The 11718-nt window shown below is 60.6% G+C and carries 11 protein-coding genes and 1 pseudogene; 8 read left to right on the top strand and 4 right to left on the bottom strand.

Translation table 11 applies throughout. The annotated features are described in order from the left end of the window. The 6 genes and pseudogenes from GA0061098_RS45545 to GA0061098_RS42830 all read left to right on the top strand — a co-directional run. Nucleotides 1-1107, top strand: a pseudogene (locus GA0061098_RS45545) (hypothetical protein); the annotation flags it as partial. Nucleotides 1108-1118: 11 nt separating this feature from the next. Next, nucleotides 1119-1646, top strand: coding sequence for a hypothetical protein (locus GA0061098_RS42845; protein ID WP_091968073.1), 528 nt, complete (start codon nucleotides 1119-1121; stop codon nucleotides 1644-1646). 187 nt (nucleotides 1647-1833) lie between these two features. After that, complete coding sequence (locus GA0061098_RS45540) at nucleotides 1834-1989, top strand: hypothetical protein (protein ID WP_165637982.1); 156 nt, start codon at nucleotides 1834-1836, stop codon at nucleotides 1987-1989. 466 nt (nucleotides 1990-2455) lie between these two features. Continuing rightward, nucleotides 2456-2770 (top strand): hypothetical protein, encoded by a 315-nt coding sequence (locus GA0061098_RS42840; protein WP_129591126.1) that lies wholly within the window; start codon nucleotides 2456-2458, stop codon nucleotides 2768-2770. A 747-nt stretch (nucleotides 2771-3517) separates the two neighbouring features. Continuing rightward, the gene (locus GA0061098_RS42835; RefSeq protein ID WP_091968068.1) at nucleotides 3518-4432 is read left to right on the top strand and encodes a hypothetical protein; all 915 of its coding nucleotides are present in this window, start codon (nucleotides 3518-3520) and stop codon (nucleotides 4430-4432) included. A 192-nt stretch (nucleotides 4433-4624) separates the two neighbouring features. Continuing rightward, nucleotides 4625-5176, top strand: coding sequence for a hypothetical protein (locus GA0061098_RS42830; protein WP_165637981.1), 552 nt, complete (start codon nucleotides 4625-4627; stop codon nucleotides 5174-5176). A 537-nt stretch (nucleotides 5177-5713) separates the two neighbouring features. Here GA0061098_RS42830 and GA0061098_RS42825 read toward each other — a convergent pair. From GA0061098_RS42825 to GA0061098_RS44580, 4 genes are all read right to left on the bottom strand, one after another. Next, nucleotides 5714-6520 carry an ABC transporter permease gene (locus tag GA0061098_RS42825; protein ID WP_091968065.1) on the bottom strand — a complete coding sequence of 269 codons (807 nt, stop codon included), beginning with the start codon at nucleotides 6518-6520 and terminating at the stop codon, nucleotides 5714-5716. Further along, complete coding sequence (locus tag GA0061098_RS42820; RefSeq protein WP_091968063.1) at nucleotides 6517-7113, bottom strand: ABC transporter ATP-binding protein; 597 nt, start codon at nucleotides 7111-7113, stop codon at nucleotides 6517-6519. Before GA0061098_RS42820 ends, GA0061098_RS42825 begins: the two co-directional genes overlap by 4 nt. 3 nt (nucleotides 7114-7116) lie before the next feature. After that, nucleotides 7117-8151: a Cj0069 family protein gene (locus tag GA0061098_RS42815; protein WP_091968060.1), complete on the bottom strand. Its 1035-nt coding sequence runs from the start codon at nucleotides 8149-8151 to the stop codon at nucleotides 7117-7119. A gap of 561 nt (nucleotides 8152-8712) precedes the next feature. Beyond that, entirely contained in the window at nucleotides 8713-9141 is a 429-nt protein-coding gene (locus tag GA0061098_RS44580) for a hypothetical protein (protein ID WP_165637980.1), read from the bottom strand. A 144-nt stretch (nucleotides 9142-9285) separates the two neighbouring features. On the opposite strand from GA0061098_RS44580, the gene GA0061098_RS42810 reads away from it, so the two are divergent. Further along, a complete protein-coding gene (locus GA0061098_RS42810; protein ID WP_091968057.1) occupies nucleotides 9286-9477 on the top strand; it encodes a CsbD family protein in 192 nt (63 codons plus the stop codon). An 840-nt stretch (nucleotides 9478-10317) separates the two neighbouring features. Further along, nucleotides 10318-10950 carry a LabA-like NYN domain-containing protein gene (locus GA0061098_RS42805; protein ID WP_091968054.1) on the top strand — a complete coding sequence of 211 codons (633 nt, stop codon included), beginning with the start codon at nucleotides 10318-10320 and terminating at the stop codon, nucleotides 10948-10950. Nucleotides 10951-11718 lie beyond the last annotated feature (768 nt).

Below are 11718 nucleotides of genomic sequence, written 5' to 3'. Positions count from 1 at the left end.
GTGCCCAACATGGAAACTGCGCATTTCAACGCGGTAGAAGGCATCGACCGGTGGCGCGATGTCGAATGTCTCATCATGATCGGCAGACCGCTGCCGGCCCCGGAAGCGATCGAACACATGGCGGCCGCTTTGACGGGCAAGCCAATATCGCTGCGCTTGCTGCCGCCGAAGCGCCCTGGCGGGCGGCCGCAGTCGATGATCGAGCAGGAGCGGGCCGTTGGCCTGAAGAACGGCAGTGAAGTGACACTGACCGCCCGGGTGTTCGAGCAGCCCGAGGCTGAGCTGATCAGACAAGCCGTGACGGAGGCGGCGATCGTACAGGCCGTCGGCCGAGCCCGCGGCGTCAATCGGTCAGCCGCGAACCCGGTCGAGATCTGGATGATCCTGAGCGACACGGTGGTGCCGTTGGCGCTGGATGCCGTGGCCGAGTTCGCCGATCTGGAGCCGAACAAGATCGATGACATGATCGAGCGCGGCATTGTTCCGGCGTTCTCGGCCGATGCTGCGAAGCTCTATCCCGATCTCTGGGCGACATCGCAGGCGGCGCGGAAGGCGTACAGCCGCGATGGCCTCGACGTGGAGCGCAATCGCAGGAGGAGTGTGACCGCCTCTGATAAAGACGACGGCACCGCCTCGCGGCCGAGGAGTGTGACAGGCCCTTATAAATATAGATATATAAGGGAAAGTCACACTCCTCTGATCCGCTATCAACCCAAAGGCCCGGGGCAGAAGTCGCGCATTGCGTTGATTGACGCCGCCAGCATCAGCGACGCGCGGGCGCGGGTTGAGGCGTCGCTCGGCGAACTTGCGGCGTTCGAAGTGGTGATGGGCGAGGAGCAATCAGAGCCGTGGCACCTCAGCTTGGTCTGGGGTCTGCCGGGCAGCAATTTTCGAGCTGGGTCAACACCTCAAGACGAGAGCAGGTCGTGGCGGATGCGTTGGCCAGCAGGAAGCTCCATGGATCGCCTACGTTCACGGCAGCGCACGTGGCTGCCTGATGGATGGTCTACACGTTGCCCTCTCATAGATAACCCAACTGCGGCGGATTTCCCGCCACGCCCGGATGATGATGGGACACATCATCGCGGGATCAAAGGGGTCCGATAGCGAGAGAATTAATGACTGCATTGAGCAACAAAGACCCGCATATTCCGATCAAAATGCAAAACGACTGCGATTGCCGCTTCGTCGGCTCTTGGCTTTTGAAGGTGGCGGAAGCGCAGAGCTTCTGGTCTCAGATGTCGGGCCATCCTCCTTTTGAGAATTCTGAGTCGGCCCTGTGTTGGTACGATTATCCCAGCCTCGAATGCGTCGCACTTGAGGCTCTGGGCGCACGGAAGCAGGTGGACTCTCTTTTCGAGTCCGATCAACCCAGCAATGTCCGGGGCGAGTTCTACCCCTTTGAATTTGCCGTCATGATCCAGCTCGGCTTCTTCGTGCTCGCCGATCAGACCTATCAGATGACCGTTCCAGACTCCGTAACGTTTGAGCAGGTGCAGCGCGCCGCGTTGAAGGCCGCGGCAATCAACGCGCACGACGACGTCGCCCGGCGGGACCGCCTGCTGCACACGCTGTCTCAAGCAGAAGCTGAAGCAGCGAGATGTACCCGGCTTGCGCTGCTCCGCGCAGGTTTCAGGGATTTTTGAGGAGGGTGGCGCATGCAGCCGATGGGCCGCGATTAAGCAAGAGCTGGTCCCCGGTTCGGGTCCTTCCCGGACCGGGGAACGACGCGGGTTGCGCTAGCGCGCCCGGCTGTCCTAGGGATAAAATTTTACAAGAGGCTACAACAACAGCACAAAATTCCATGAGACCCCCGCAGCAGGCGGGAAAGGGATGAATAATCTATTTTCTATCAACCGCGCGGCCGATCTCCTTGAAAGGGACAGGGCGACGCTGGTGCGCGCGCTGCGGCACCTGCCGCCCGAAGGCTACACCAAGCATGGTCACCCGCGCTGGAGCATGCAGACGATCCGCAATGCCCTTCGGTGAAGCCTCGAGCGAGGCGCGAAACCGGCAAATTTCGTGATCGGTACAGCCTCCGCTCGACGAAGCTCGACCGCATGCGCCGTGAATACGAGAAAGGCTTAGCGCTCAACGGCGCCGAGCCGTCGCTCAGCAAGCGCCATGGCGCTCCAGCTCGCACCGCTGCTCGAACAATACCAAGCGGCATATCTCGAGATTACCCGATCGCTGCAAATCGCCGACGATGACGTGCTCACCGTCCGGAGCGATTTGATTTGGAGCGAAATGATGCGGCGGCTTCTCTTCGCGATGCTACCCCTATGGAAGCGGATGCGCCTCGGTAAAACTGGGGTCTCCGACAAGCTTCGCTCCATCCGTGCTGATGGCGTCCTTCGTGGTCTGGATGCCTGGTGCTGCAGAGCCACGCTTCCCATCCCTCGTTGTTCCGCTCGGTCGGCACCGGTGCCGGCTGCCAGGGGCACTGGGCACCATCATGGATGTCGCCCTGATGTTCGAGCTTCTGATAGACGATACGAAGAGCCGCGCAGCTGCCGTCCTGCTGCGCGACGAGGCACTGCGTCTCGTCCGTGATATCGCTGGGCTGATCGGCCTTAAGTCCGAGAACACGCAATTGACTGCGTCGGAGATCGAGGCCGTCTGCAGGCTTTCCGCTGCCGGATATAGGCTCAAGTCGGATCCCGACCCGTCGGATTTTGCGGCAAGACGGGCAGAGCACGCTCGTTGCATCGAGGCGATCGCCTCCCATCTCGGCACGCCGGCGGCGCCGCCGCTGGCCCGAGGAGTGTGACAGGCTCTTATAAATATAGAATTATAAGGGAAAGTCACACTCCTCTGATCCGCTATCAACCAAAGGTCCGGGGCAGAAATCTCGGATTGCGATGGTTGACGCCGCCGGCATCAGCGATGCGCGGTCGCGGGTTGAGGCGTCGCTCGGCGAACTTGCGGCGTTCGAAGTGGGTGATGGGCGAGGAGCCAGCGCAGCCTGGACTGCTTGATTTAGTCTGGGGGATGCCGGGCAGCAATCTTCGATCTCGATCAGCGCCAGAAAAGGAGGTTAGGCCGTGGCGAATGAGGGCAGGAAATCTTCATGAGCCGCCAGCGTTTATGGCGACGCCTGCCTGATTCAGGAACCGGAGAGTGTGGAGATAAGGACGAATGACCTGGTGCATGTTTTGATCGAAATGACCAGCGGCCCGATTGTCGATTGATCGGATCTTGGGTGATGAACGCCGCCGAAGCGCAGAATTCGGTTGGCCAACTGATACGCCGTCGGCCGCCCTGGAGCAGCGGACATGCTGCGGCGACCTGCTGATCGCGTCCAAGCCGAAAAGCCGCCCGCTGTTCATTGACTGATGACGGGGGGAGCAAAAATCTAGCCCCGGCGGCCCCCCGCGACCGCACGGGGTCGTCCGTATGCCATGGGATCAAATTCCTAAAGGGGGGTTGCTCATTTTGACGGCATTTTAGCCCAGGACACCCACCGTGAAAACCGAAGGCGAAGGTGCACCGTGCATCGACGGCCGCCGCCCAGTGCATGCAGGAACACCGCGCGCGCCAGGCGGTCGGCGGTATGCGAACTGCCATTGATCTCGACAACGCCATTTTGGCGCCATCGAGGGGCTGGATGGGTATGGCAATGTGGAGGTTGCTGATCACCGTCGATCGGCCAATGCCAAGCCCGTCGGCGATCGAGATCTCGGGATCGGCACTGATTGGCAAGGCAGTCACGGTGGGCAAGCGGGTGACGCAGCAGCGGCCGATCCGGTTCATGGACGGCACCGAGCGGTTGCTGCGCTGTAATGGGTACGACAACGCCGATGCCAATCTGTTTTCCCGGGCCATCGCCGAAAGCGGGGTCTTGCAGGCACTCGGTCGCTCGCGGGCGGTGAACCGGACGGCGCAGAACCCGGTCGAGGCACTTGTGATCCTCGACGACCTGACGGTCCCCTTGCCCATTGACGCTCTGGTGCACGTCGCGGACGTCGAGCCCAATGAAATCGACGCGATGATGGCGCGCGGGCTGGTCCCGGAATGGCCCGCGGATGCGGCGCGGCTGTATCCTGATCTGTTCAAGGACCGGAAGGCCGCCGACTACAGGTATCGCCGCGACGGCCGGGTTCCGGCGATGTTCGCCGCCGCGTCTTATAGCGTGGTTGGGCTCGCCTCCGCCCGAGGTGAGCCGAATGATTCTATAGATAAATATTCTTATAACGCTTTTGGGCTCACCTCGATCTTGTGCCGCTTCAAGGTTAGCGGGCGCGGGCAACGCGAGCGGCGAGTACTGCTGTCTGCTGATGCGGTGCCAGGCGCGCGGACGCGGATCGAGGCGGCGCTGGGGACCCTGGCATTTTTCGAGTCCGTGGACAGTCCTGCAGAGGGCGCCGGTGGCGGCGATCGGGCAGGGGCATCCGATGGTTCTGGTTGGTCTCGAAGCGCTACAGCCGTCTGAGCGGGGATAACTGCGTATCGCCGCCGCCGCTGGGAAGTCAACCATCGCTATCCGGATCCTCCGAAGTAGAGATTGGGAGATGATTGGAAGTATACAACGTTAACGGGTGCTTCCCAGACCGAGACACATGCCCGTCGCACCTGTGCGCAATATATTTGTACCATATAGTACAAAAACAGGAGTCATAAGGAATTGGCGACAATCGCCCAAGCGGCGGCTCACATCTGTTGCTCGCGGTCGCAGTTCGATCAATATCTTGCCGAAGGCGTGATCACGCGTCAGACATCCGGCAAGTACGATCTCGACCAAGTGCGTCGCGAGGTTTTGGCGCACCTGCGTTCGGTCGCGGCGGGTCGAGGAGGCGCGGCGGGCAATAATCTAACTGAGGAGCGTACGCGCCTTGTTGCTGCGAAACGCCGCCGCGAGGAGCGCCCGGATGCTTTCGAGGCAGGCCAACTTGTGGAGCTTGAATCCGTCTGCCGTTGTCTGGAGGAAACTCTCGTCGTCATGCGCAATCGACTACTCAATTTACCTGGCGAAACAGCCTATTTGCTCGCCATGCGTCGGCAGGAGCAATGCTTTCAGGTCGTGGACGATGCTGTTCGGGCGGCCCTCGAAGAAATTGCTGATCCTGCCTGGAATGCTGCGCGCATGACGGCTGCGGGCTTTGTGAGCAAGATCGACGAAACCCATAAAGGCGATCATGATGACAACGAAGAAAATGACATCTCCGACATGGCCTGATAGCGAGCCGCGCGTTGGCTTTCGTATTCATTCGAATGGCGAAGTGGAAGTGCTGACCGAGACTGAAACTCTCGCGCTTGTCTTGCGCTCCATCCGCGAGGGGATGCGGCGGGTTGGCTGGTCCCGTGGAGGCAACGTTGCACTGAAGCGACCATAGCTTGTCGCTGTTAGTAGCCTGAGTGGCGCCCGAGAGACGCCGCACAATCTCGCGGTAAGTTCCTGCGACGCGGATGCAGCGAAGAAGGTACCAAATTTAGGTCAAGCGGCCCGGGCGAGCGAGCGCCGCTTCTGACGGAGGTAGCGCGTCATTTCGGGAAGCGTCATCCGGCGAGCGCTACGCTGAAATCGGAGGTGGCGGAGAGAGTGGGACTCTCTTGCTCACAGCGCCGCATGCGCGCATACCGCCGAAAAACAAGGATTCCTGGAAAGCCAGGTCGGAATTTGTGACCACCGCTGTGTACCACCTGGCCCGCGACTCGGGAGGTCAATCTCGGCCGATTTCGGGACGATTGAAGGCTGCCCACCGCCATGCCCGTTCTATGCGGACTTCCCGGCGTCTATGCGATCGAGACGTAGTCGATGCCGATGGTCAGTCAGGAGGCGTGCGCCACCCAGGACAGCCGCCAGCGTCCCTAGCCCGGTCCCGCCGGCGATCAAGAACATAATCAGCAGTTGATATTTCACTGCATCGACCGGCTCGACGCCCGCGAGAATCTGGCCGGTCATCATCCCCGGCAAGGAAACGAGCCCGATCGCCGCCATGCTGTTCATGATCGGCATGAAGCCGCTTCTCAAGGCGTCGCGTATGACAGGCAGCAGTGCCTGATGTCGGGTGCCGCCCAGCGCAAGGCAAGCTTCCACGCCGGCTCGTTCGCGCATCAGGCTATTCGTCAGCACGTCCAGGCCGAGGCTAATTCCGGTCATGGTGTTGCCCAGCATCATGCCCAGCAAAGGCAGCGCGTAGCGCGGGTGATACCAAGGATCGGGTCGTAGCTCCGTCAGGAGTGCGAACATCGTGACCGTACCCGCGGCGAGCAGCGTGCATCCCACGCCCAGGCCGTACTTCCAGACGCCCTGAAGGCGCCGCTTCTGCCGCGCGACGATCTCCCGCGAGGCGAAGATGACCATGATCAGGGCGGCGAGAGCGGTCCAGAGCGGAGACACCGCGGCAAACAGGAACGTCAGCACGTATCCGACGAGGACGAGCTGGAGCACCATGCGCATGGTCGCAATAGCTAGTTGCCTCTCAAGCTTAAGGCGGAGAATAAGCGAAAAGACGCCGTCCACGACGACAAGAAGCGCGGGTAGGACCAGGTCGCTGTACGAAAGCTGGATGTAGGTCACGGCCGGTTTTCCTCGATCCTGCCGTCGGGTCTCATCACAAAAATCCTAGCACCGACGCGGCGCGCTTGGGCGCCGTCGTGGGTAGTCCAGAGGACACTCGTTCCATCCGAGACGCGTTCGGCAATCACACCTTCCACGGCTGCAGCGGCTGCCGGGTCGAGGGCCGAGGTCGGCTCGTCCAGCAGAAGTACCCGCGATCGCAGCATGAGCGCCCGCACAAGTCCCAAGCGCAATCTCTCGCCTGTCGAAAGTCTTTGGATCGACCACGGTCCGCAGCCGTCCGGCAGCCCCAGGCGCGCGACCAGCGGCAGGGCATCATCCCAGGCCGTGAAGTGCTCTTGCACGGTGTCGGACCACCAGCCCGGCTCGGCGGCGAGGTAGGTCACCCGCGTTCGCCAGGCCGGGGCAGGCATCGCCTCTCTGAGGGTGCCGTCCAGCTTGACCGTTCCTTCGTTGGGATCGAGATCCGCGATGGAGCGGAGCAGCAAGGTCTTCCCGACTCCGGAAGGCCCCTGCAGGGCGACGCATTCGCCGTCCTGCAGGTCGAATGATACGGAGAGGTGCAGGCGCCTGAGTCCTCTGACCGTCAGCATGCGTCAGAGCTTAAGCTGCAGCCGGTCGGCAACCCGCCTGGCGATCTCCGCCGGCGCCTGGTCCGGGTAGGGATGCACCGAGCTGACGTTGATCTCGCCGAGCACGTAGCTCTCGCTCCCGTCGGCCTGGACGGGGCCGAGCATGAAGTCGGCGTCCCAGATCGCAGGCAGGTCACTTCGAGCGATGTCCAGCAGCGAGGTTAGCTGGGACGTCCACTCGTCCTCCATCAACCGGCGCAGTCGCTGGAAGCGAGGGTCCGCGTTCGACGTGTACAGCCGAGGTCCCGCCTCGGACCGCGCCGCTGGCGAGTCGACCAACGCCTTGACCTTGTGATGGCCGAAGCCGGCGCAGCGATCGCCCGCCATGTAGCAGCGCACCACGCCCTCGGTCAGGCGAGGCTGGAACGCCTGGTCGATCACACTGCCGTTCTCGAAATACTCGGCGCAGCGACGGAGAAAATCGTCGAGCGTGAGTTCTTCGGGCGCGTACTTGGTCGCATCCAGCACCCTGATCATGGAGGAGGTCGGCAGGTTCTCGACCTTCCAGACACCTTGGCCGCCGTTGCCCCGGCTGCGTTTGATCACGCGCGGACCGGCGCCGAGCCGCGCCGGCAACTCGGCGCGCATCGCCTCGGCGGTTTGATAGAGCGCCGTGTCCGATCCCCAGCCCATCGAGCGGGTGCGATAGAGGACCTCCTTCGTGCCCATCTTGAGGATGACGTCCGGATGAGCGCTCACCCACACGCCCTGCGCGCCGACATCGCGCAGCAGGGCGTCGAGGGCAGCGCGGTTTCGGCCATCCTGGATCGGGTTGACCCAGACGAGCACGCCGTCCACTGCGAGCAGTTGTTCGCGGACCTGATCGGCGAAGCTTTCGTCGTAGATAGCGGGGTGCCCGTCGACGCCGACGGCGGCGAGCGCTTCGAAAACGTCGACGAAGCGGCCGTTTTTTGGGGTGGCTTCTCGACGCGCGACGGCATCTCCTCTCGAGAGGATGGCGACGGTGCGTCGGGGAGAGGGGTCTCGTTCGGTAACCATGCGCAAGCTCCACGTGTTGCGTGCTGCGCAGAGCTTGGACCGAAGTCTCGCCGGGAGTCTGCTTGATCCCGCGGAGGCAGTCTACGTGAGGTCGCTTGGCCGCATCAAGTGGCCATTCTCTCTCCGGAGGCGGCGCCAGCCGCAGCGTCGTGATCGAGTTCGTTCCATTCGATCGTCCAAGGTGACCGAGGCCCGACATCTTGGAGTCCATCCGTGCGCGCGGGTTAACCGCGCCGCCATCTGAGCTTTTATTCGCGGCAAATCCAAGAGTCGCGTCCTGGCCGGTCGCATCTCGAAGTGCCCGATTGGAGGGCCATCGTCGTGGTCTGTCACACGGGCAAGAAGGTCAGCGAGGCAGCGCAGCTTGGCTGCGGTGCGGCAAGGTCGCCGCTGAGGTTCCTCGAGGGTGGCCAGCAACAGCCGACATCTCCTAAAGCGGCAAACGCCCGCAACCAAGGAAACTTGCCTCGTGTTCTCGCGGGTTTCAGTCCTTATGACGCTAACAGATCGTGCGCGATCTCTTCTTGAGGCGTCCTCAAAATTAAAGGGCGTCCTCAAAAGCTATTTCTTCGGCGCTGAGCCGTCTTTCAAAGAAGCGTTGTAGTCGGCCTGCGAACTATTGATGTTTGATTCAGCGCCGGGCGCACCGCTACCGCTTGTCGCCCCGACTGTGTTGGTTGTCTCTCCCGGCGCATGAGAAGCTGCGCCAGGCCGGTCCTGCTTGCCGACATACCCGGATTCGCCGGAGTTGCGGGTTTTGATGCCCTTATCAGCTTCGGTTTGCACATTTTGAGCAACACCGGATTGAGACGTGGGCTCCGTTTGTTGCTGGGCGGCAGCAGGTATCGACATCACTGGAAGTGCGACAAGCAATGCTGCAGATAGGTATCGCATGGCTGTTTCTCCATCTAGCCCCGCCGCTTGATCAACGTGCGCAGCCCCGAACATTTCCGCCAAACTGATGAAAACTTGTGACTGCTGCGTTGACACACGCAAACACTAGCAGGGCAGATCGCAATCTGTGTCCCTCGTCCGACGCTACAGCCAAGTCTTAGTGCAACAGCGTTTCGCGTCTTGCAGGAACGACCGCGCAACGGTTTCGTTGTGCTCCTCAGACAAGAAAGGATAGCGATCATGGACCGTGAACATGTGAAGGGCGCCGCCGACAAGGCAAAAGGCGCGATCAAACAGGGTGCTGGCAAGCTCACCGGAGACAAGGACCTGCAAGCCGAAGGCAAGATGGATAAGGCAAAGGGCTCCGCCCATAACGCTGCGGGAGACGTGAAGGACGCAGCGCGGGACGCCGCTGATGCCGTCAAGAAGTAGCAGAAGAAGGTCTGAACTAGCCGCCTATGGGCGGCTTTTTCTTTTCTGTCAACCCCATGACAAGCTTTGGGGCCGCTCTAGCTCGCAGGCTTCGCCTCGCAATCCACTTATGTAAGTGAAACGGCTCTATTTCGGCTCTGGGTCAAAAGGCCGAAGTGGCCGTTGTTAACGGTCTTGGTGCAAAGCAGACTTAGCGGCGTTACTTATCCACTCCCCCAAACGGGAACGGCGAAGAGGGTTGGTTAGCCTGCAATTTTTCGGCAGGCAGCCTAAGATTCGGGTGAGTAGCCACGGTGAGAAGCTACAGATTTTGCGGGGCCGCGACCACCGCCCAAAGAGCAGGAGCACTTCGCAATGCGCCAAATGGCAACAATTGGCTGAACGCCTTCGGGCGGCTGGTAAGCGTGAGCTTTCCGCTAGGACCCGTTTGCCATCCGCATCGGCGACGTTGAACGGATAGATCGCGTCGTCAGTCTGATTAGCATCAAGGTCGACGAGCGCTACAATGGCGCGCTTCAGAGGAAGTTTCCATATCTATCATGGCACTCCCCCTCTAGGAATAGCCTGCGGTTGTGCACGCCATCTAAACCGGGCGTGCTCACGATTGCACTGCAGAAAGTGCGGGGCATCGGTGAATAAGCGATAGTGCTGACCCAATCTGTCCTGGGCAGGGAGGTTACGAATTAACCATTGGCAGCCGCAAAACTGTTTGAAGGTTAAAGGACCACGGTATACCGTTATAAGGTCAAGCTTCGATGAAAGGCTTTGGGTGTCGCCTCATTGACGGGTTCAGATGCTGAACCCGCAGCGTGGTACTTCGCGCTCCAGAGATCGCCGGTCATGTCATCTTCCGATAAGATTGCGCTCTTCATCGACGGGGCCAATCTCTATGCCTCAACGAGGGCGCTCGGCTTCGATATCGATTACAAGCGCCTACTCAGCGAATTTCAGAGTCGCGGCACACTTCTGCGGGCGTTTTATTACACAGCGACCATCGAGGATCAGGAATCCTCGTCGATGCGCCCTCTGATCGACTGGCTGGACTATAACGGCTACACCGTCGTCACCAAGGTGAGCAAGGAATTCATCGACGCCTCCGGCCGTCGTAAGGTCAAGGGCAACATGAGCATTGAACTCGCTATCGACGCGATGAGGCTCGCTGAGCACATAGACCAGATGGTGCTGTTCTCCGGTGATGGTGACTTCCGCTCCCTGGTGGAGGCCGTGCAACGGCGCGGCGTCCGTGTCACCGTGATCTCCACGATCGCCAGCCATCCGCCTATGATCGCGGACGAGCTAAGACGCCAAGCAGACGTGTTCACCGAACTCACCGAGCTTCAGGCTAAGATCGCTCGCAATCCTTCCGAGCGGCCGCCGCCGCGTCCGCGCGAGGTGCGCTATCGCCCGGAGCAGGTTCCTGACCGGGAGACGAACGCGGCCCTCAAGGGAAATGATAGCGTGTTCGAGAAGTGAGCCGCGTAGCCAGTGCGTCGTGCAATCCAGATCGCTAGCATGGTTCGGCGGCCGACGCGCGTTGTCCAAGGGATGAGCTCAACGAAAAGGCCGGCATTTGCGCCGGACTGATCGCCAATATGGTTCGGTGCTCAGCAACGGACGAACTAGAGAGCAATCCGAACCTCTGGTCGGTTCGGATTCTGACATTGCAACGCTTGCTGGCGAGATTCGCATAGCGTGTGGCCGTTAGGCACTCGCGGGGGGATGGACGCGCTTTGACGCGCCAACATTATGAAAAATGAACAAGGCGGATTGCGATGCCAAAAAAAGGCTTACGCAGTCGGCCACATCTAACATCAATAAAGGGCTTGCCACTTTTTCCCGGTCTGCTGTAGAATCTTCGCGCAGTATTTTGAAGGAATGGGTTCCGCACAGCTCCAGATTTCGAAGATTCATAAAATTCTTTGGGGGACATTGCGATGGCTAAGCCTTCCGTTTCCCGTGACGCCTTTCGTGGGTTGTTCGCGTTCTATGCGGCCAAAGCCCACCATGATCATAACGGCGTCGCCGAAGGCCGGCTCCTCAAACTATTTGGATCGAGCGACCACATCCCCGATCGTCTGTTAGACTTGTGGTCATCACGGACCGAGCTGATTGACCCTGAGGCTGTTGGCAAAATAATGTCACCGCTCGCTCATCAGATCTTGGACGGCGACGCACAATATAACCACGCCAGCGACTTCTTGCATCGACTGTTGCGAGAGTTGGACCGAGACGTCCACTAAC

The sequence above is a fragment of the Bradyrhizobium shewense genome (genome assembly GCF_900094605.1).
GTDB lineage: Bacteria > Pseudomonadota > Alphaproteobacteria > Rhizobiales > Xanthobacteraceae > Bradyrhizobium > Bradyrhizobium shewense.
This window is presented reverse-complemented; position numbering and strand designations above follow the sequence as displayed.

Excerpts from the sequence above, each read along its gene's own strand:
- GA0061098_RS42845 (WP_091968073.1), top strand. The coding sequence starts at position 1,119 with ATGACTGCATTGAGCAACAAAGACCCGCATATTCCGATCAAAATGCAA.
- GA0061098_RS45540 (WP_165637982.1), top strand. The coding sequence starts at position 1,834 with ATGAATAATCTATTTTCTATCAACCGCGCGGCCGATCTCCTTGAAAGG.
- GA0061098_RS42840 (WP_129591126.1), top strand. The coding sequence starts at position 2,456 with ATGGATGTCGCCCTGATGTTCGAGCTTCTGATAGACGATACGAAGAGC.
- GA0061098_RS42835 (WP_091968068.1), top strand. The coding sequence starts at position 3,518 with ATGCAGGAACACCGCGCGCGCCAGGCGGTCGGCGGTATGCGAACTGCC.
- GA0061098_RS42820 (WP_091968063.1), bottom strand. The coding sequence starts at position 7,113 with ATGCTGACGGTCAGAGGACTCAGGCGCCTGCACCTCTCCGTATCATTC.
- GA0061098_RS42815 (WP_091968060.1), bottom strand. The coding sequence starts at position 8,151 with ATGGTTACCGAACGAGACCCCTCTCCCCGACGCACCGTCGCCATCCTC.
- GA0061098_RS42810 (WP_091968057.1), top strand. The coding sequence starts at position 9,286 with ATGGACCGTGAACATGTGAAGGGCGCCGCCGACAAGGCAAAAGGCGCG.
- GA0061098_RS42805 (WP_091968054.1), top strand. The coding sequence starts at position 10,318 with ATGTCATCTTCCGATAAGATTGCGCTCTTCATCGACGGGGCCAATCTC.